Origin of the sequence: Photobacterium sp. NCIMB 13483 (assembly GCF_003025475.1) — a bacterium.
GTDB lineage: Bacteria > Pseudomonadota > Gammaproteobacteria > Enterobacterales > Vibrionaceae > Photobacterium > Photobacterium piscicola.
The window spans coordinates 40562-60125 of the sequence record NZ_PYLV01000009.1 but is presented as its reverse complement, the minus strand read 5'-3'; the positions used below and the strand labels follow the sequence as shown (position 1 = coordinate 60125).

Sequence of the window (19564 nt, the reverse complement as noted above, 5' to 3'; positions counted from 1 at the left end):
GTATGCTTCATGGCTTTTTTGATTGCTGTAAGTGTAAATTAATGCTTATTTAGCAAGATATTCAACAATTTGTTTTTCAATGCCAACACCATCGATTTCTAACATATGGTGTAATTCAGCTTGCGTCCCTTGTTCGATGAATCGATCGGGCAGACCAATGTTTAATACTGGTTTCATGCATTTTTGCTGCATTAAGAACTCAATAACACCGCTACCTGCACCGCCAGCAATCACATTTTCTTCAACAGTAACTAGCACATCATGATTCGCTGCTAGTTCAAGAATTAATGCTTCATCAAGCGGTTTCACAAAACGCATATCGGCAACGGTTGCATTTAAGTTTTCAGCTGCATCCAAGCTATAACCCAGCATGGCGCCAAAGTTTAAAATGGCCACTTTCTCACCGTGACGGCGAACAATGCCTTTACCAATTTCCAGTGCTGTCATGGTAGTTTCAACTTCAGTGCCTAGACCACAACCGCGTGGATAGCGTACAGCACTCGGACCTTGATGTTGATGGCCGGTATAGAGCATTTGACGGCATTCATTTTCATCGCTTGGCGCCATGATCACCATGTTCGGAATACAGCGCATAAAGCTAATATCAAATGCACCTTGATGGGTTTGACCATCAGCGCCAACTAAACCTGCACGATCGATCGCAAACATGACAGGTAAGTTCATAATAGCAACATCATGAATCAATTGATCATAGCCACGTTGCAAGAAGGTAGAGTAAATTGCTACAACAGGGTGATAACCACCAATTGCCATACCGCTTGCAAGTGTTACTGCGTGCTGTTCTGCAATAGCAACATCAAAATATTGGTCTGGGTATTCTTTTGAAAAGCGTACCATGCCAGAACCTTCACGCATGGCGGGGGTAATTGCCATCAGTTTGTCGTCAACTGCCGCCATATCACATAGCCAATCACCAAAGATTTTAGAAAAAGTTGGGCTGGTATTTTTTGCTTTTGGCAGTGGTTTTTCACTTAGATCAAATTTTGGAACCGCATGATAATTGATTGGGTCGGCTTCTGCTGGCGCATAACCTTTGCCTTTTTTAGTCATGATATGCAGAAATTGCGGTCCTTTAAGATGACGCATATTCTTGAGTGTTTTAACTAACTCATCAATATCATGGCCATCAATTGGACCAATGTAATTAAAGCCAAGTTCTTCAAACATCGTGCTTGGCACAACCATGCCTTTAATGTGTTCTTCTGCACGTTTAACGATTTCTTTAATTGGTGGTGCATTTGAGAGTACTTTTTTACCGCCTTCACGAATGGAAGCGTAAAAGTTACCTGCCAACAAATGTGCTAAGTGGTTACTTAAACCACCCACATTTTCAGAAATCGACATTTCATTATCATTAAGAATGACTAACATATCGCTATGTATATCACCGGCATGGTTCATGGCTTCAAATGCCATGCCTGCCGTAATCGCGCCATCACCAATAATGCTGACAACTTTACGATCAAGGCCTTCTTTCTCTGCCGCAATCGCCATGCCTAAACCAGCACTGATTGATGTTGATGAGTGGCCGACAGATAAGACATCGTATTCACTTTCATCACGCCAAGGAAAAGGATGTAATCCACCTTTTTGGCGAATGGTCGACATTTGATCGCGACGGCCCGTTAAAATTTTATGCGGGTAAGCCTGATGGCCAACATCCCAGATTACATGGTCAAACGGAGTATTATAGACATAGTGAAGCGCAACGGTAAGCTCAACTGTACCGAGTCCGGAGGCAAAGTGACCGCTGGTTTGGCTAACCGTCTTGAGTAAATAAGTACGTAACTCATCACAGACTTGAGGCAGACTTTCTGCGGGCAATAATCGTAATTCATCTGGCGTGTTAGCTAATGCGAGATGCGGGTATTTTGATATATCCAAAGTCATAACAGTTCGGCGCTTTTACTGATTTTAGTTGTTGCGCTCGATAACATATCGGGCAAAAACTTCCAATTGATAGGTATTGTAAGGTATTGCTGCTAATGCTTGTAGTGCTTCTAGATAAAGTTGCTGCGCTTTTTGTTGCGCACCTTCTAACCCAAGTAGTGCAGGGTAGGTACTTTTATCTAACTCAAGATCTGAACCTTGAGGCTTACCTAGCGTTTCAGTGTCGCTGATTACATCTAAGATGTCATCTTGAACTTGAAATGCAAGGCCTATGGCATCGGCATATTTGTCGAGCTGTGGCAGAATTTCACGTCCTTTTTCACCAGCAGCCAGTGCACCTAAGCGAACCGCACAACGGATCAAGGCGCCTGTTTTGTGTTTATGAATTAATTCTAGTTGCTCTAGTCCAACGTGTTGGCCTTCAGCTTCTAAATCGAGTGCTTGTCCTTGACACATTCCAGCAGCACCAGAGGCTTGCGCTAATTCGCTAACCATGGCAATACGTTGTTGATGTCCTTCTGGACTTAAACGACCTTGAGCAATAATTTCAAAGGCTAACGTTTGTAATCCATCACCAGCTAAAATAGCGATCGCTTCATTAAAAGCGATATGGCAAGTGGGTTGACCGCGACGCAATGCATCGTTATCCATTGCGGGCAAATCATCATGAATTAACGAATATGCATGAATACATTCAACAGCCGCAGCGGCAGTATCCAGATCATCATAATCGACACCCAACATTTCACCGGTTACGTATGTCAGGTAAGGACGAGCACGTTTTCCGCCCAATAGGGTACCATGCTTCATGGCCTTTAGCAGGGTTTGGTCTGAAAAAGGTTGTTTATTTAACCAATCGATTAGGCATTGGTTGTTACGTTGTTGCAGCGTTTTAAGCGTCTGCGATAGCGGTACACTATTCGTCATGGCTTGGCTCAAAGTCGGTTAATGGTGCATTATCATCAGCATGTAATAAAATTTCTACGCGCTGTTCTGCTTGAGTTAACTTTAGCTGACTGTTGCGAGCCAATGAAATACCACGCTCAAATTTCTTCAGCGCATCTTCCAGTGGGATATCACCCGATTCTAGTTCATTGACAATGGCATCTAGCTCATCAAGTGCGGCTTCGAATGCCATATTTTCAGGTTTTTTTGCTGCCATATCATTTTCACTCTTATCTAAGTGCAAGAAAAATAACGTAGTGACTATCTAAGGTCAAATTATGTCACAGTAATCTGTGCCACAGACAGTAATTTTCATCGTTGGGAGCAATAAATATCACTCAATGATGGAAATAAAACCCTAAATGAAACGTCATTATGGTCGATAAAGAGTTAGCTTGCGATAGATAGTACTGTTGACGTTTTATTCTATGATCGCAATGTTTTATTTTATGGAGCGATATGGTGCTGCGGTTTAATGAACGCTGAACATTATCCTTATAAATTCTTGTCCTATGTTAATTGGCTGTCAGATCGTTAAATTAAAAATTAAAAACGGCAGCGAAGGAGTTCTTGCGTGGATTTGGCAACACTTATCGGATTGGTTGGGTCATTCGCTTTTATTTTAATGGCAATGTTGGTGGGGGGCGATTTGGTGATGTTTGCCGATACCTCCTCGGTATTGATCGTTTTTGGCGGCAGTTTGTTTATCGTGCTGATGAAATACAATATCAGTCAGTTTTTTGGCGCTGCTAAAATTGCGGCTAAAGCGTTTATATTTAAAACCGATAAACCGGATGACCTTATTGCGCAAATTGTCACTATGGCCGATTCTGCTCGTAAAGGCGGTTTTCTTGCATTGGAAGAGATGGAAGTAGAAAACCCGTTTTTGCGTAAAGGTATTGATTTGCTGGTTGATGGTCATGATGCTGACACAGTAAGGATGATATTAAGAAAAGACATTGCATTGACCAATGAGCGCCATGAACAAGGGGCAAGTATTTTTTCTGCGTTAGGGGATGTTGCACCTGCAATGGGAATGATAGGAACACTCATAGGTTTGGTGGCGATGCTATCGAATATGGATGATCCTAAGTCAATTGGGCCAGCAATGGCAGTGGCATTGTTAACCACATTATACGGTTCTATTTTGGCTAATATGGTGGCATTACCCATCGCGGATAAATTAATGCTGCGTAAAAATGAAGAGCGCTTGAATCGGTTGTTGATTCTTGATGGTGTGTTAGCGATTCAAGAAGGTCAAAATCCACGTGTGATTGATAGTTATTTGAAAAATTATCTGCATGAGAAAAAACGTCGGATCAATTTTGATGAGTAAGGGTGGATGATGGATTCTTTACCACCACAACAGAAAAAAGGTGCACCAGCATGGATGGCTACTTTTGCTGATCTTGCGACCTTGTTGATGTGCTTTTTCGTATTATTGTTATCGTTTTCTGAAATGGATGTACTTAAATTTCAGCAAATTGCTGGCTCGATGAAAAATGCTTTTGGGGTTCAAAATGTATTAAACGTGAATGATATTCCCAAAGGTACCAGTGTTATTGCGCAAGAGTTTCGTCCAGGACGGCCAGAGCCAACGCCGATTGAAGTGATTATGCAGCAGACCATTGATATTACTAAGCGTTCATTAGATTTTCATGATGGCGTCAATGAACGTGATGGTGGAAGGCGTAAAGAAGATACAACGTCAAATAATGGCCCCAGTGACCATTCTAAACAACAAGCACAAATGCAAGCGCAGTCGCAAATGGCTCAAGTCTTAACCCAAGCCTTAGCGCGAGAGATCACTGATAATACGGTGGAGATTGAATCGTTTGGGCAACAATTGGTGATTCGTATTAAAGAAAAAGGCGCATTTCCTGAAGGCTCTGCCTTTTTACAGCCTAAATTTATTCCTCTTATTCAGCAGGTTACTGAGTTGGTAAAAGATGTTCCAGGTATTATTCGAATTAGTGGTCATACTGATAATTTGCCGCTAGATTCTGAATTGTATCGTTCCAATTGGGATATTTCATCACAACGAGCAGTATCCGTCGCTCAGATTATGGAACAAGTAACAGGGTTTGATCGTAAGCGAATGCGCGTTGTGGGTATGGCCGATACCTCGCCCATTGCGAATAATAAAACTGCTCAAGGGCGAAGTCGTAATCGACGGGTTGAAATTTCAATTGTACAAGGACGGCCTCATTATTCTAAAGAAGTGAGCGCTGAAGTAAAATAAGTGAGTGGTCTTTTTCGTGATGGTATTTGCTGGTTGGTGTGATTGTGACTAAGGTAAAAACAGCATAAACACCAATAATAAGTGCGTGACTGAGTAAGATAAGTTGTGCTGTTCGTATATCCTTGTTCCAGTGGCAGACACCTTGCTGTATAATTCGCGCCTTTAATTCCGTTTGGTACTTTATTCTGTTTGGTACTTTAGACCCAGTAAAGCGAAGTGTGTTATGAAATTTATAGTTAAACCACATCCAGAGATTTTTGTTAAAAGTGACTCAGTACGTAAGCGTTTTATCAAAATTCTTGAGTCTAACCTGCGCATTATTTTAAAGCGTCAGTCTGAGTCTGTTAGTGTTTATAATCGTCGCTTTTCATTAGAAGTGAACGAACCTGATGAAACTAAACGTGAGATGGTGCTTGCCGCTCTAACGCAAACACCTGGTATTCACCATTCACTTGAAGTTCAACAGACGGAATTTACTGATCTTCATAATATCTTTGAGCAAACACTACAACTTGTTGGTGACAGTCTTGACGGTAAAACATTCTGTGTTCGCGCAAAACGTGTAGGTAAACATGATTTTACCTCGATTGAAGCTGAACGTTATGTTGGTGGTGGTCTTAACCAAGCGATTGAATCTGCAAAAGTTAGACTGAAAAAACCTGATGTTACTGTTAACATTGAAATTGAGAATAACTTACTTAACCAAGTATTATTCCGTCATAAAGGTCTAGGTGGCTTTCCACTAGGTACGCAAGAAGACGTATTAAGTCTTATTTCTGGTGGTTTTGACTCCGGTGTTTCAAGTTACCTTCATATTAAACGTGGCAGTAAAGTCCATTACTGTTTCTTTAATCTTGGTGGTCCTGTCCATGAGATTGGTGTTAAGCAAGTTGCACACTTCTTATGGAAAAAATACGGTTCATCTGCCAAAGTTAAATTTATCGCTGTTGATTTTGATCCTGTTGTTGGTGAGATCTTAGAAAAAGTCGATGATGGTCAAATGGGCGTGATCCTTAAGCGTATGTTTATGCGTGCTGCGGGTCGTGTTGCTGAGAAGTTTGGTATTCAAGCATTAGTGACGGGTGAAGCATTAGGCCAAGTATCTAGCCAAACGTTAACGAATTTACGTCATATTGATAATGTGACTGATACTTTGATTCTGCGTCCGCTGATCAACTGGGACAAAGAAGATATTATCGATGTCTCTCGTCAGATTGGTACCGAAGACTTTGCTGCAACCATGCCTGAATTCTGTGGTGTGATTTCAAAGAGCCCAACAGTCAAAGCGGTAAAATCAAAGCTTGAGATTGAAGAAGCGAAATTTGATTTTACTATTCTTGATCGCGTTATAGATGAGGCACGAGTGATGGATATTCGTGAAATCGAAAAACAGAGCCAAGAACAAGCCCCTGAAATTGAATTAGTCGAGCATATCTCAGCTGATGCTGTTGTACTTGATATTCGTAGCCCAGATGAAGAAGACGAAAGCCCGCTAGAACTTGATGGTGTGGAAGTTAAACATATTCCATTCTACAAGTTAGCGACTCAATTTGGTGATTTACCAAAAGAGAAGACTTACTTACTTTACTGTGCTCATGGTGTGATGAGTCGTTTACAAGCGCTGTACTTGAAAGAGAATGGCTTTGAGAACGTAAAAGTATATCGCCCATTATAATTAATGCCATGTGCGCGGATCTTATGCCGTGCTTATGACATAAAAAAAGCCCTCAATGATCTGATCATTGAGGGCTTTTTTATGCTGGTGGTGCCGTTAACGTTCAGGCATAACATCGTAATGCATATTTGGCCACACAACCATTGATTCGGCGATAGCGGCAGTTGTGGCTTTATTGGTTAACTGAGTAACAAGATCAAGTGCAAATTCTTGTGCTGTACCGGGGCCTTGACTGGTTAATAAGTGAGCATGTTTATCATACACAACACGTTTAGGGCGTAATTGAGGTGCTGGAATTTGATCATGAAAAGCAGGGTGACAAGTCATTAGTGCTTTAGGAAACATATCATTGGCGGCAAACATGATAGCTGGCGTGGCACAAATTGCGGCAATCAATTTACCATCATAGTGGTGTTGTTTTACAAATTCGACCACTAACGGGCTATCACGAAAATGCTCTGCTCCTGCAACGCCTCCGGGTAATACCACGGCATCAAATTGTTCATCGGCTATTGTAATTAGTGCGGTATCCGCAACCAGTTTAATGCCGCGTGAACCCTCAACAATTAATGCGCCATCTTCTGCTGCACTGGCAACAATAACCTCAAATTGAGCCCGTTTTAAAATAGAAATGGTATTAATTGCTTCCATTTCTTCACTGCCAGGGGCAATACAAACAACGACGCGAGGACATAACTCAGGCATGGTCTAGTGACTCCATGTGTTTAATAGCCTGCCATAATTGATAATTAATTGGAGTATCAATGTTATGGCGTTGGGCTTGTTGAACTAAATATCCATTAATATAATCGATTTCAGTGAGTCGATGATGAAAAATGTCACGATTCATGGATGAATAGTTACTGGCTGTTGCTTTAATAACATTATCAACTTGGTGGCGTAGCTGTTGTTGAGTAGTTGTAAAGCCTTCCGCTGTCATAACTTGTGCCACTTCTAAACAAATACCATCGAGTTGTGATTGGTAGCAAGGACGGGCTAAATCGCCATTACAGCATTGATGGATAGCTGTCAGTGGATTGATGGCACAATTGATGGCCAGTTTTTGCCATAGCGGCTGATAGATATTAGCTTGCCATTGGGTTGGCGCTAAAGCGGCACCAAATAGTGCCGCAATATGGGACAGAGATTGCGCATAATCATTGATAGCGCCCAGTGATGTTTGCCCTAAACCAGTATGCTGAATGGTTGTTGGGGTGGGTTTAAAGGCAGCTTGAGAGGTCGTGGCATAGATAATCGGGTTATGGGGCAATAATTGCTGAATCTGCGACTGAGTACCGATACCATTATGCATAATAACCACTACGCAATCGGTGTTTAAATAAGGCAATAATGGTGTAAGTGCTGTTGTGACTTGAAAGGCTTTGACCGTAACAATTAACAATTCACAAGCGGCGAGATCATCTGGGCTATTACAGCTAAAAGAATAGTCATTCGTTGTTGTTGGTGTTGTTAATTCATTAAAGTGCAGCGTTGCTTTGGTTTCAGCGTTTCTGGTCCATAACTGCACATTGTGTCGTTGTTGGGTTAATTTTATGGCCCATAATGCACCAATAGCACCAGCACCTAGCAGAGTTATGTTCACAGTTTAATCCGTTATTAGCCTAATTTGTCGCATCATAACATCGTGGCTAATTACAGCGATCAAAAAAAGGCGCTATCAGCGCCTTTTTTTATGGTGTTATACCGTCAGCTTAGAACTTGTAAGATAGGCTGAAGTATTGTGAAACACCTGATGATTTAAGACCGAAAGTACCGTCATCAATACCGTAGACATTGTGGTAAGCTTTTAGACCGTAACCAACTGCGTAGCGATCAGTGTGCCATACGATACCGTTGTACATCACGCCGCCATTGCTTGCTGATGTGTATTCTTTCTTCATACCAAATTGGTAATCAATGTAACCTTGGTAAGAGATGAAAGTACCGTTTTCAAAGGTGTAAACCGGCTTGAACCAGTTAGTCGATACTTGGTAACCGTTCCAGTCTTTAACGTTCATGTCATATAGTGAGTAAACGTTAAAGCCCATTTTACCTAACCATGGCACTTCAATATCAGAGCCTAGACCAACGAAGTAATTGTTTACGCCGCCGTTGTTACCGCCCCAGTTAAATAGTGTTGCTACATAAAGTTCTTTTACTGGGCCGAAAGATAGGTCTTTACCTGTTAATGCGTCAAGAGAAATGCGCGGTGCAAATTTCATGAACATTTTATCATCAGCAGATGCTTTATCACTGCTATTAGAGTTAGTTAGGTTAAATACATCAACATAACCATAAAGATCAAAGATTCCTGAACGACCGCCAAATTCCATTTCTAAGTAATCGTGGCCTGAATGTGCATCTGCAGGGCGAGGTAATTCTTTTAACGCGTACATTAGGTTGAACTGCATCCACTTATAATCATTTTTGTGGATGTTGTCAGAGTAATCTGCTGCATTAGCTAACGAAGGAAGTGCTGTTGCTGCTAAAACGCTGAATGCTACTAGTGATTTGCGCATCTTGTTATCTCGCTCATGTTGATCTAGATGGTGGGATTTGGCCGCCCCGTTTGTTGGCGCTGATTCTAGTGCTTTATTACACGTTTGGGAATGAAACGTTTGCGCAATCCTTTACCATTTGTGATCGCGATCTAGTGTAATCGATTACATTAACTAAAAATGTGATCTTGATCCATTGAATATCAATAAGAATGAACTTTAATCTGTCTTGATAGACTAACGGCAACGCAATAAAAATTGTTGGTTTTAGCGGAGAGTATCGAAAGCTAGCTGTATCGATCTAGCTTTCGAGATCAGATAAATTAAATTGATGTTTTTATCAAGATGGGCGGGTAGGCTCAGCGATAATATTAAGTGCTGAATTCTTGGCTAACATGCGGATCAGTATTAATACGGGCACCCCCATTAAGGCCGTGGTTAAGAAAAATATGTTATAACCAAAGTGATCGATATAGACGCCAGAAAAGCCTGCAAGGAATTTAGGGAATAATACCATTATCGAACTGAATAAAGCATATTGAGTTGCTGAGAATGCGACATTGGTTAGGCTTGACATAAATGTGATAAATGCAGCTGTAGCAATACCAGCACCAAGATTATCGGCGGAAATAACCAGTGTTAGCATTTCAAGGTTATTACCCACATAGCTAAACATAATAAATAATAAGTTAGTGATTGCCGATAACATTGCACCTAATGCCAGTATTTTAAGGGTGCCAAACTTACTGACTAAAATACCGCCTAAACCGGCACCGGCAATGGTCATCGCGACCCCAAATACTTTTGATATTGATGCGACTTCACTTTTAGTAAAGCCCATATCGACATAAAATACATTGGCCATTACACCCATCACAATATCTGAAATACGGTAACAGCTGATTAATAATAATATGAGTAGCGCATTTTTACCGTAGCGTTGAAAGAAATCTCGAAATGGCATGATCACCGCAGTGTAGAACCAAGCACTTAAATTGGCGTGGTGCTTATTGTAACCGTTATTAATAAGTTGCTGTTTGTAGTTGGTCTCAATGGTGTTGATAGCGCTGTTATCTATGGTGGGTTCTTTGACGATAAGGGTGGTGACTACACCGATAAGCATCATTGCTGCCATGATGAAATAGGCGCTTTTCCAACCACTAGGATCGTAACCAGAATCAGACCCAAACCAAGCGGCAAAAGCAAGAGCACCAGCACCTGCCATGATCATCGCTAAACGGTAACCCGCTAAATAAGTAGCTGATAATGCAGCTTGCATGCGCTCTGTTGCAAGTTCAATACGAAAAGCATCGATAACTATATCTTGGGTTGCAGAAGCAAAAGCAACCATGATCGCAAAAAGGGCAAATTGAAACAGATCCGTTTGTGGATTACTTAATGCCATGCCGCACAATGACAAAATAATCACAATTTGTGAAAATAGCATCCACCCGCGACGGCGACCAAATAAAGATGAAAAAATGGGTAATGGGAAACGATCGACCAGGGGTGACCATGCCCATTTAAAGCCATAAGCTAAGGCGACCCAGCTGAAAAATCCAATGCTTGTTTTACTCACGTCGGCTTCACGTAGCCAAAAAGATAGAGTACCAAACACTAATAAGATTGGTAATCCTGATGAAAATCCAAGTGCTAACATGATCAAGGCTTTAGGGTTGGCGTAAACTCGCCAACCTTGGGTGTTTTCTTGAGGTGTCGCTTTATCCATATATTCCTCTGAAAATCAAGGTCACAATACTTGTTGCTAGCGTACTGAAGATTTAAAATTTTATTGTAAAACGAAAGCTTAGCAGCTCTCAAATTTTTACGCATTGACTTGATGATTCTCAGACAAACATTTTACAATTTAATTCTATTTTTAGTGTTATTTACGCAAATTAATACCATTAGGGACGATTTATCAGCGTGATTTTAGGGCAAGGACCAATATTGAGTAAGTAACAGCTGAGGGTAGCAACCTTATGTTGGATAAAACGATCCCCCATTAATTGATAATCACTAATACCGCTTAATGTTTGAATTAACGACCAATAACCGGCTTCATATTGGTTAGCTGGTTGTGGGTTATCATAAGGAAGTGTCCACCATTGAGCTAATTGGTGGTTAAATAAATTTTGCAGTTGGATATAAGTAATTTGTCCGTGGCTAGCGGCAATGGCATTGAGCGCAAGGATGGGGGCATTATCAACAACAAATTGTTGTAAATACCGTTCTTGAGTTGGAATAGCTGTGCGATTATAAGCAAGTGTTAACATAGATGTCACCTGTTACGTGAGTGATCACGCACAGGTGACATGATCACATTATTTAATGACTTTCATGGCTTCAATAATAATCGGTTGTTGTGGAATATCACTCATGCCCGTTTGTGGGTTTGAGGTTGTCGGTATCGTTGCCATTTTTTCAACAACAGGGAAGCCTTTTATTACCTTACCAAATACAGCATAGCCTGTTCGGTTGCCTTGAGTATTTAAGAACGCATTATTTGCGAGGTTGATATAAAATTGGCGCGTAGCTGAGTTTGGATTTTGAGTACGTGCCATGGCGATGGTCGCAATATCATTAGGTAAGCCGTTATCCGCTTCATTTTTGATTGGCGGGTAACTTGGACGTTGTTTTAATGCTTTATCAAAACCACCACCTTGCGCCATAAAACCAGGAATGACACGATGAAAAATAGTGCCCACGTAACTGCCATCATCGACGTAACGTAAGAAGTTTTTAGTTGTGATTGGTGCTTTTGCTTCATTTAATTCAACGGTAAAGCTACCGATATTAGTGGTAACCAATACTTTAGTTGCGGCACTAACGGGTAGTGCAACCAATAAGCATAAAGCTAATAAAAAACGCGACATTATACATTCTCCTTAAGGTATTTATTTAATTCACTATCATTAGCGATTTCATGAAGTACAGAATTCATGAGTTTATTCATGCTTGTTGCAATTTCTTTATTTGATGCGGTTAGTGCATCTTCACGACTTGAGCGACCTGAATAACGTTTAGTAAATTGACCACTAGGGGTATTTACCACCAACTGTAATTGCAGTTCACTGCGCATGTCATATTTCACCAGTCCTTGTTCAACAGTAATTAATGCTTTTTCAACGCTAATTGCCATGGTGGACGTTGCATTATTAGTGATGCTAAATCCTTGACCTGTTAGCTGTTGTGCTAATGCTTGACGTAATGTTAATGCTATTGGCTGTTGAGGTTGAATGACCTGCACATTTTCAGTGCTGCCATTATCAATAACGGCGATATAACTATTTGGCGCTTGATCAACACAAGTTAGGTTAAGTGCTTTGTTATTGGCCCATGGCTGTGATGTGAAGACGGCTGTGGGCATTAATGCAACGGGCGCTGGTGGTGTCGTAGCACATGCACTTAATACCAATGTTGATACTAGAACAACGTATTTTTTGATCATAAAGCATTCCCTTTGCTTATTTTGTTAATAAAAGTTGTTACTGTCGTTTAAATCTTGATTTAGACGACAATACATGAGGTTTATTTTATTGCACGTAATACGACAAATTTATCATTACTGCCAATGGTGTCTACTTTCGCGAAAATACGGCTTAATTTCTCATGGTATTTAAGTTGGCGATTACCAATGATTATTAACTCTCCATGTTGACGTAATATTCGCTGAGCATCACAAAACATTTGCCAAGCAATATGATCTGTAATGGTATTATTCTGATGGAATGGTGGATTACATAACACCAGATCTGCACTTTGATTGTCAAAATTATCGAGGCAGTTTGATGCCATTACGTTAAATTTTTCTGTTGTTGGCAGGTTTAATTGCGCATTCTCACGACAAGAGGCTACTGCCATAAAGCTTTCATCAACACAGGTAATGTTAGCATGTGGGTTTAATCGAGCCGCTTTAATACCAATCACACCATTACCGCATCCAAGGTCAATAATATCGTTATATTGTGACTTTGATGGAATGAAATCTAATAAGAATCGGCCACCGATATCTAAGCTATCACTTGAGAAGACATTAGCATAATTAGTCATCGTTAAATTATGATCAGGTACTGTCCAGCTTGTTGGCTGTGGCATTGGGGCTGTTAATGATTTATTGACGGAAGTAAAAATTAACCGTGCTTTTTTAACGGCTAATGATGTCTTTGTTTCACCTAAATATTTTTCAAATAGCTTTAACGTTGAAGAGTGAATTTCTTTTACTTTACCCGCGGTAATAACCATACAATCTTGTGGCAATAGATGGCAAAGTTGTTGTAGCTGCCAGCTTAATAGGCGGTTATTTTTCGGTTGCTTAATAATAACTAGCTGTGGCTCTGCTGGTAAGTCTGCCAGACAATCAATAATAGTGACTGCCGGTAAATTATTGACACTTAGGTTATTAGTAATGGCTTGCTGAGTAATAAAGGAATCTGTCACCGTTGTTACTGGTGCTTGATCTGCAAACCAACAACTCAATGCACCAAAATTATCATTGAGGATTAATACTGGTCGTTGAGGATCAATATCCATCGTATGACAATGATTGATCAAATATTCATCTGCGGCATCCCATGCTTGCAGGGTTTCATTTTTGCGTACAGGGAAACGGGTTAACGTTAATGTACGTTGGTGCAAGGTTAGCTCTGGTTTCATTAAGAATAACTTTCGAGTATGTTGACGAAGAAATAGTAGAGTATTTTCGCAGAACAGTGAAAAGCTTGAAAGGAAATCTAGCAAGTTAACACCATAATAATGAGGAATTGTTATTATTGGTGTTGAAAAGCTGCTTTTTTAGTTGAGGACATTATGATTCAACCCCAAATCGAAGCAAAGTTAAATCACAGTTTTACGCCTGTGCATCTTGACGTCATTAATGAAAGTTACATGCACAACGTTCCGGAAGGTGCTGAAAGTCATTTTAAAGTCGTTGTCGTGAGTGCTCAGTTTGAAGGCCAACGTCTTATTTCCCGTCATCGGGCGGTAAATCAGTGTTTAGCCGATGAATTAGCAAATCATATTCATGCACTTGCAATTCATACTTATACTGAATCAGAATGGCAGCAACAATCACAGGCACCCGCATCACCACACTGTCATGGTGGTTCAACATTAGATAATTGATAAGGGTGTCTATAATTATAAAAGTCGTTAACAAAACGGCTTTTTTTATGACATTTTGAAGTGGTTACTGTTTTGGCTATTAGTTAGCGGTGTTGTTGGTGAGTTGTTAATGTTATGGTTAAAATACAACTGACTATCACATGGTTATTGATAAGTTTGTATTTATGTTGACATGATGTGTTTTTGGGGGTGTTTTTTTACAATAATGTTAAATAAATCATTGGATTTGAAATTTAATATTTATGTGAAAAATTCCCGTAAATGTGCAGTTGATCATGTTTATTAGTTAATAAACCTATTGCGTCTTATTTGTTGCTTGGTTTTCACACGGAATCGCGTGGATTACCATAGAAAAAACGAGTTAATTAATGGTAGAATCGCGGGCTGAAAAATTACTCGCGCATTAATGTTTGTGGCGCGATAGTTAACTGGATGTTGCGATACGGAGTCGTTCAGTGGTTTCTACCACTGCCTGTTCATCGATATCAGGCCAAGGAACGTAGTATCTTAATTACGCAATATGAAAATTCTTTTTTCCCTTTAATGTAGTGCAAGTGCGTATGATTACAATAAAAAAGGGTTTGGATATCCCAATTTCAGGGACTCCAGCCCAGGCGATACATGATGGTAATGCCATCTCTAAAGTCGCCTTGCTTGGCGAAGAATATGTTGGTATGCGTCCTACAATGCATACTCGCGTAGGGGATGTAGTGAAAAAAGGTCAGGTTCTTTTTGAAGATAAAAAGAACCCTGGCGTTAAATTCACTGCACCAGCTAGCGGCAAGGTAATAGAAGTTAATCGTGGTGCTAAGCGCGTTCTACAATCAGTTGTTATTGGTGTAGAAGGTGATGAGCAAATCACATTTAACAAATATGATGCAGCGCAATTAGCACAGTTAAGTCGTGCGGTTGTGGTTGATCAATTAGTTGAATCAGGTATGTGGACAGCGCTTCGTACGCGCCCGTTCAGTAAAGTACCCGCTGTTGGTTCAGAGTCGAAAGCGATTTTTGTTACTGCAATGGATACCAATCCATTAGCGGCTAACCCTGAAGTTATCATCAATGAGCAAAATGAAGCGTTCATTGCCGGTTTAACTGTGCTTTCACGTTTAACCAGCGGCAAAGTTTACGTATGTAAATCAGGTGCAAGCCTACCTCGTTCAGCAGAAGCGAATGTTGAAGAGCATGTATTTAACGGCCCACACCCAGCAGGTCTAGCCGGAACACATATTCATATGTTGTTCGGTGCAGACGCGAAGAATATTGCATGGAATATCAATTACCAAGACGTGATTGCGTTTGGTAAGTTATTCCTGACTGGTGAAATTTTCACTGATCGTGTTGTTGCGTTAGCTGGCCCTGTAGTGACTAATCCTCGTTTAGTACGTACTCAGATTGGTGCTTCTATTTCTGACTTAACTGATTCAGAAATGATGCCAGGTCAATTACGCGTGCTATCAGGTTCAGTACTTAACGGTGTTAAAGCTGAAGGTGTTCATGGATACCTTGGTCGTTACCACTTACAAGTTTCTGCTTTACGTGAAGGCTATGAGAAAGAATTCTTAGGCTGGATTGTTCCTGGTAAAAACAAGTTTTCTGTTACTCGTGCCTTCATGAGCCAGTTCTTCCCAGGTCAGTTGTTCAACATGACAACAACGACAAATGGTAGTGAGCGTGCCATGGTGCCAATCGGTAATTACGAAAAAGTAATGCCGCTTGATATTGAACCAACATTATTACTGCGTGATATCTGTGCAGGTGATATTGACAGTGCACAACAATTGGGCCTCCTAGAACTAGATGAAGAAGATCTAGCACTATGTACGTTCGTGTGTCCTGGTAAATATGAGTTTGGTCCAATGATGCGTGAGTGTTTGGACAAAATTGAGAAGGAAGGGTAATTCATGGGTTTCAAGAATTTCCTCGAAAGTATTGAGCACCACTTTGAACCAGGTGGTAAGCATGAGCGTTGGTTTGCGTTATATGAAGCGTTTGCCACTCTTATGTATACGCCAGGACAAGTGACGCGTTCATCTGCGCACGTTCGCGACAGCATCGATCTAAAACGTATCATGATCATGGTATGGTTTGCGGTATTCCCAGCAATGTTCTGGGGTATGTATAACGTAGGTGATCAAGCTATTGCTGGTCTTAACCACTTATACACAGCAGACAAACTAACAGCAGTCATTGCTGCTGACTGGCATTACTGGTTTACCCAGATGCTAGGCGGCACGCTATCAGCAACTGCTGGTTGGGGTAGCAAGATGCTACTTGGTGCAACTTACTTCTTACCTATCTACGCAGTTGTTTTTGCGGTAGGTGGTTTCTGGGAAGTGTTGTTCTGTATGGTGCGTAAGCATGAAGTTAACGAAGGTTTCTTTGTAACTTCTATTCTTTTTGCATTGATCGTTCCGCCAACACTACCACTTTGGCAAGCCGCTTTAGGTATTACTTTTGGTGTCGTTGTCGCAAAAGAAATTTTTGGTGGTACTGGTCGTAACTTCCTTAACCCAGCACTTGCTGGTCGTGCTTTCCTATTTTTCGCATACCCAGGTCAGATTTCTGGCGACCTAGTATGGAATGCGGCGGATGGTTTCTCTGGCGCGACACCACTAAGTCAGTGGTCTCAAGGTGGTCAAGCAGACGTAGTTAACACTATTACTGGTCAATCAATCACTTGGATGGACGCATTTGTTGGTCATCTTCCAGGTTCAATTGGTGAAGTATCAACACTCGCTATCCTTATCGGTGGCCTGTTTATTGTTGTTATGGGCATTGCTTCATGGCGTATTATCGCTGGTACAATGATCGGTATGATCGTTGCTGCAACGCTATTTAACATCATTGGTTCTGATACTAACCCAATGTTCAACATGCCTTGGCAGTGGCACCTAGTGTTAGGTGGTTTTGCGTTTGGTATGATGTTTATGGCGACAGACCCAGTGTCGGCTGCGTTCACCAATAAAGCAAAATGGTGGTATGGCGCACTGATTGGTGCAATGGCTGTAATGGTACGTGTAGTTAACCCTGCATATCCAGAAGGTATGATGCTAGCGATTCTATTTGCTAACCTATTTGCACCTCTATTTGACAACCTAGTTGTTCAAGGCAACATCAAACGGAGACTGGCTCGTCATGGCAAGTAATAAGGATAGCTTCTCAAGAACGCTGATTTTTGTAGTTGTATTGAGCCTTGTGTGTTCAATCATCGTATCTACAGCAGCAGTTGTTCTGCGTCCAAAACAGCAAGAAAATGCAGTACTTGACGTACAACGCAACATTCTTGCTGTTGCTGGTCTGCTAAATAAAGACACTAACATTAAGCAAACATATAACCAGTTTATCGAGCCTAAGCTTGTAAACATTAATACGGGTAATTATGTTGCGGAAGTTGCTGGCGAAAATGCAGCTAAATATAATCAACGTGACGCTGCGAAGAATGATAAAGAATCTATCAAACTCCCAGCTAACGAAGATTTAGCAAAGATCATTCGTCGTGCAAATGTGGCGACTGTTTATCTTGTTAAAGATGCAGCTGGTACGTTAACTAAAGTGATCCTACCTATTCACGGTAACGGTTTATGGTCAATGATGTATGCATTCGTTGCGGTTGCAACCGATGGTAATACTATTGACGGCATCACTTACTACGATCAGGCGGAAACTCCTGGACTTGGTGGTGAAGTTGAAAACCCAACATGGCGTGAGCAGTTTGTTGGTAAGAAGTTGTATGATATGAACTTCAAACCTGCAATTAAAATCCTTAAGGGTGGTGCACCTGTAGGTACTGATCACCAAGTTGATGGTCTTTCTGGTGCAACGCTAACAAGTAACGGCGTACAGCATACCTTCGATTTCTGGTTCGGTGCACAGGGCTTTGGTCCTTACCTTGCTAAGTTACGTGCAGGAGATCTGAATAATGGCTGATACTAAAGAAATGAAAAAGATCCTATTTGGACCTTTTATCAGCAATAACCCAATTGCATTACAAATTCTTGGTGTTTGTTCAGCGTTAGCGGTAACTACTAAGTTAGAAACTGCGTTTGTAATGACAATTGCAGTGACATTGGTAACTGCATTTTCGAACTTCTTCGTATCATTAGTTCGTAATCAAATTCCAAACAGCGTGCGTATTATTGCGCAAATGGCGATTATCGCATCATTGGTAATCGTGGTTGACGAAGTATTACGTGCATACCTTTACGATGTATCAAAGCAGCTATCTGTATTCGTTGGTTTGATCATTACTAACTGTATCGTAATGGGCCGTGCGGAAGCATACGCAATGAAATCTGCACCAGTACCTGCATTTATTGATGGTATCGGTAACGGTTTAGGTTACGGTTTTGTACTTATTACTGTGGCTTTCTTCCGTGAGCTTTTAGGCTCAGGTAAGTTATTTGGTATGCAGGTATTGCCTCTAGCTTCTGATGGCGGTTGGTATCACCCGAACGGCCTAATGCTGTTGGCTCCTTCTGCGTTCTTCCTAATTGGTTTCATGATCTGGATTATTCGTACTTTCCGTCCAGAACAAGTAGAAGCGAAGGAGTAAGAGGAATATGGAACATTATATTAGCCTATTGATTCGCTCGATCTTTATCGAGAACATGGCATTATCTTTCTTCTTGGGTATGTGTACTTTCCTAGCTGTGTCTAAGAAAGTTAAGACCTCTTTTGGTCTAGGTGTTGCGGTAATCGTAGTACTGACACTATCTGTACCGTTAAACAATCTTGTGTACAACTATGTACTTAAAGATGGTGCAATTTTCCCAGGTGTTGACCTTAGCTTCTTGAACTTTATTACGTTCATTGGTGTGATCGCAGCATTGGTTCAGATCCTTGAAATGGTTCTTGATCGCTTCTTCCCGCCACTATACAACGCGCTAGGTATTTTCTTACCGTTGATCACAGTTAACTGTGCAATCTTCGGTGGTGTATCTTTCATGGTGCAACGTGATTACAACTTCACAGAATCAATCGTCTACGGCTTCGGCTCTGGTGTTGGTTGGATGTTGGCAATTGTTGCGCTTGCGGGTATCCGTGAGAAGATGAAATACTCAGATGTACCTGCGGGTCTTCGTGGTTTAGGTATTACCTTTATCACTGTTGGTCTTATGGCGTTAGGCTTTATGTCTTTCTCTGGCGTACAGCTGTAATCAGGATAAG

Annotated in this window: 20 protein-coding genes; 9 read left to right on the top strand and 11 right to left on the bottom strand. The window is 41.0% G+C overall.

From position 1 onward, the window contains the following. Positions 1 to 45 precede the first annotated feature (45 nt). The 3 genes from dxs to xseB are packed head-to-tail and all read right to left on the bottom strand — an operon-like array spanning position 46 to position 3073. Positions 46 to 1911 carry a 1-deoxy-D-xylulose-5-phosphate synthase gene (gene dxs / locus C9I86_RS09325; protein WP_107276209.1) on the bottom strand — a complete coding sequence of 622 codons (1866 nt, stop codon included), beginning with the start codon at positions 1909 to 1911 and terminating at the stop codon, positions 46 to 48. 24 nt (positions 1912 to 1935) lie between these two features. Further along, entirely contained in the window at positions 1936 to 2838 is a 903-nt protein-coding gene (gene ispA / locus C9I86_RS09320; protein ID WP_107276208.1) for a (2E,6E)-farnesyl diphosphate synthase, read from the bottom strand. Next, positions 2828 to 3073 (bottom strand): exodeoxyribonuclease VII small subunit, encoded by a 246-nt coding sequence (gene xseB / locus C9I86_RS09315; RefSeq protein WP_045037567.1) that lies wholly within the window; start codon positions 3071 to 3073, stop codon positions 2828 to 2830. The genes ispA and xseB overlap by 11 nt, the downstream gene beginning before the upstream one ends. 357 nt (positions 3074 to 3430) lie before the next feature. Here xseB and pomA point away from each other — a divergent pair, with 357 nt between their 5' ends. The 3 genes from pomA (at position 3431) to thiI (ending at position 6773) form a co-directional block, all read left to right on the top strand. Further along, on the top strand, positions 3431 to 4192 hold the full coding sequence (gene pomA, locus C9I86_RS09310; protein ID WP_080157137.1) for a flagellar motor protein PomA: 762 nt from the start codon (positions 3431 to 3433) through the stop codon (positions 4190 to 4192). Positions 4193 to 4198: 6 nt separating this feature from the next. Beyond that, the gene (locus C9I86_RS09305) at positions 4199 to 5098 is read left to right on the top strand and encodes a flagellar motor protein MotB (protein WP_369925322.1); all 900 of its coding nucleotides are present in this window, start codon (positions 4199 to 4201) and stop codon (positions 5096 to 5098) included. Positions 5099 to 5321: 223 nt separating this feature from the next. Beyond that, positions 5322 to 6773 (top strand): tRNA uracil 4-sulfurtransferase ThiI, encoded by a 1452-nt coding sequence (thiI, locus tag C9I86_RS09300; protein ID WP_080157132.1) that lies wholly within the window; start codon positions 5322 to 5324, stop codon positions 6771 to 6773. Positions 6774 to 6869: 96 nt separating this feature from the next. Here the strand turns inward: thiI and C9I86_RS09295 are convergent, their stop codons facing one another. The 8 genes from C9I86_RS09295 to C9I86_RS09260 form a co-directional block, all read right to left on the bottom strand. Then, a complete protein-coding gene (locus C9I86_RS09295; protein ID WP_080157129.1) occupies positions 6870 to 7478 on the bottom strand; it encodes a DJ-1 family glyoxalase III in 609 nt (202 codons plus the stop codon). Further along, a complete protein-coding gene (gene panE / locus C9I86_RS09290; protein WP_107276206.1) occupies positions 7471 to 8376 on the bottom strand; it encodes a 2-dehydropantoate 2-reductase in 906 nt (301 codons plus the stop codon). The genes C9I86_RS09295 and panE overlap by 8 nt, the downstream gene beginning before the upstream one ends. Positions 8377 to 8485: 109 nt before the next feature. Further along, positions 8486 to 9292 (bottom strand): outer membrane protein OmpK, encoded by an 807-nt coding sequence (locus tag C9I86_RS09285; protein ID WP_107276205.1) that lies wholly within the window; start codon positions 9290 to 9292, stop codon positions 8486 to 8488. A 319-nt stretch (positions 9293 to 9611) separates the two neighbouring features. Then, positions 9612 to 11000, bottom strand: coding sequence for an MFS transporter (locus C9I86_RS09280; RefSeq protein ID WP_107276204.1), 1389 nt, complete (start codon positions 10998 to 11000; stop codon positions 9612 to 9614). Between the two features lie 178 nt (positions 11001 to 11178). After that, a complete protein-coding gene (locus C9I86_RS09275) occupies positions 11179 to 11547 on the bottom strand; it encodes a hypothetical protein (protein ID WP_080157120.1) in 369 nt (122 codons plus the stop codon). Between the two features lie 48 nt (positions 11548 to 11595). After that, on the bottom strand, positions 11596 to 12147 hold the full coding sequence (locus C9I86_RS09270; protein WP_080157118.1) for a peptidylprolyl isomerase: 552 nt from the start codon (positions 12145 to 12147) through the stop codon (positions 11596 to 11598). Further along, positions 12147 to 12722 carry a YajG family lipoprotein gene (locus C9I86_RS09265; protein ID WP_080157116.1) on the bottom strand — a complete coding sequence of 192 codons (576 nt, stop codon included), beginning with the start codon at positions 12720 to 12722 and terminating at the stop codon, positions 12147 to 12149. Before C9I86_RS09265 ends, C9I86_RS09270 begins: the two co-directional genes overlap by 1 nt. A gap of 80 nt (positions 12723 to 12802) precedes the next feature. After that, positions 12803 to 13927, bottom strand: coding sequence for a methyltransferase (locus tag C9I86_RS09260; protein ID WP_080157114.1), 1125 nt, complete (start codon positions 13925 to 13927; stop codon positions 12803 to 12805). A gap of 153 nt (positions 13928 to 14080) precedes the next feature. Here C9I86_RS09260 and bolA point away from each other — a divergent pair, with 153 nt between their 5' ends. The 6 genes from bolA (at position 14081) to nqrE (ending at position 19554) form a co-directional block, all read left to right on the top strand. After that, the gene (gene bolA / locus C9I86_RS09255) at positions 14081 to 14395 is read left to right on the top strand and encodes a transcriptional regulator BolA (protein WP_080157111.1); all 315 of its coding nucleotides are present in this window, start codon (positions 14081 to 14083) and stop codon (positions 14393 to 14395) included. Between the two features lie 560 nt (positions 14396 to 14955). Continuing rightward, the gene (locus C9I86_RS20170) at positions 14956 to 16296 is read left to right on the top strand and encodes a Na(+)-translocating NADH-quinone reductase subunit A (RefSeq protein ID WP_199190770.1); all 1341 of its coding nucleotides are present in this window, start codon (positions 14956 to 14958) and stop codon (positions 16294 to 16296) included. Positions 16297 to 16299: 3 nt separating this feature from the next. Next, entirely contained in the window at positions 16300 to 17544 is a 1245-nt protein-coding gene (locus C9I86_RS20165) for an NADH:ubiquinone reductase (Na(+)-transporting) subunit B (RefSeq protein WP_199190769.1), read from the top strand. Then, complete coding sequence (locus C9I86_RS09245; RefSeq protein WP_080157108.1) at positions 17534 to 18325, top strand: Na(+)-translocating NADH-quinone reductase subunit C; 792 nt, start codon at positions 17534 to 17536, stop codon at positions 18323 to 18325. The genes C9I86_RS20165 and C9I86_RS09245 overlap by 11 nt, the downstream gene beginning before the upstream one ends. Further along, complete coding sequence (locus tag C9I86_RS09240) at positions 18318 to 18950, top strand: NADH:ubiquinone reductase (Na(+)-transporting) subunit D (RefSeq protein ID WP_065166531.1); 633 nt, start codon at positions 18318 to 18320, stop codon at positions 18948 to 18950. Before C9I86_RS09245 ends, C9I86_RS09240 begins: the two co-directional genes overlap by 8 nt. Positions 18951 to 18957: 7 nt before the next feature. Beyond that, positions 18958 to 19554, top strand: coding sequence for an NADH:ubiquinone reductase (Na(+)-transporting) subunit E (nqrE, locus tag C9I86_RS09235; RefSeq protein WP_060999503.1), 597 nt, complete (start codon positions 18958 to 18960; stop codon positions 19552 to 19554). Positions 19555 to 19564 lie beyond the last annotated feature (10 nt).

Coding starts and splice junctions, on each gene's coding strand:
- bolA (WP_080157111.1), top strand. CDS start 14,081: ATGATTCAACCCCAAATCGAAGCAAAGTTAAATCACAGTTTTACGCCT.
- nqrE (WP_060999503.1), top strand. CDS start 18,958: ATGGAACATTATATTAGCCTATTGATTCGCTCGATCTTTATCGAGAAC.
- C9I86_RS09265 (WP_080157116.1), bottom strand. CDS start 12,722: ATGATCAAAAAATACGTTGTTCTAGTATCAACATTGGTATTAAGTGCA.
- C9I86_RS09305 (WP_369925322.1), top strand. CDS start 4,199: ATGATGGATTCTTTACCACCACAACAGAAAAAAGGTGCACCAGCATGG.
- C9I86_RS09245 (WP_080157108.1), top strand. CDS start 17,534: ATGGCAAGTAATAAGGATAGCTTCTCAAGAACGCTGATTTTTGTAGTT.
- ispA (WP_107276208.1), bottom strand. CDS start 2,838: ATGACGAATAGTGTACCGCTATCGCAGACGCTTAAAACGCTGCAACAA.
- C9I86_RS09260 (WP_080157114.1), bottom strand. CDS start 13,927: ATGAAACCAGAGCTAACCTTGCACCAACGTACATTAACGTTAACCCGT.
- C9I86_RS20170 (WP_199190770.1), top strand. CDS start 14,956: ATGATTACAATAAAAAAGGGTTTGGATATCCCAATTTCAGGGACTCCA.
- C9I86_RS09270 (WP_080157118.1), bottom strand. CDS start 12,147: ATGTCGCGTTTTTTATTAGCTTTATGCTTATTGGTTGCACTACCCGTT.
- C9I86_RS09295 (WP_080157129.1), bottom strand. CDS start 7,478: ATGCCTGAGTTATGTCCTCGCGTCGTTGTTTGTATTGCCCCTGGCAGT.
- xseB (WP_045037567.1), bottom strand. CDS start 3,073: ATGGCAGCAAAAAAACCTGAAAATATGGCATTCGAAGCCGCACTTGAT.
- C9I86_RS09285 (WP_107276205.1), bottom strand. CDS start 9,292: ATGCGCAAATCACTAGTAGCATTCAGCGTTTTAGCAGCAACAGCACTT.
- dxs (WP_107276209.1), bottom strand. CDS start 1,911: ATGACTTTGGATATATCAAAATACCCGCATCTCGCATTAGCTAACACG.
- C9I86_RS20165 (WP_199190769.1), top strand. CDS start 16,300: ATGGGTTTCAAGAATTTCCTCGAAAGTATTGAGCACCACTTTGAACCA.
- C9I86_RS09240 (WP_065166531.1), top strand. CDS start 18,318: ATGGCTGATACTAAAGAAATGAAAAAGATCCTATTTGGACCTTTTATC.
- C9I86_RS09275 (WP_080157120.1), bottom strand. CDS start 11,547: ATGTTAACACTTGCTTATAATCGCACAGCTATTCCAACTCAAGAACGG.
- thiI (WP_080157132.1), top strand. CDS start 5,322: ATGAAATTTATAGTTAAACCACATCCAGAGATTTTTGTTAAAAGTGAC.
- C9I86_RS09280 (WP_107276204.1), bottom strand. CDS start 11,000: ATGGATAAAGCGACACCTCAAGAAAACACCCAAGGTTGGCGAGTTTAC.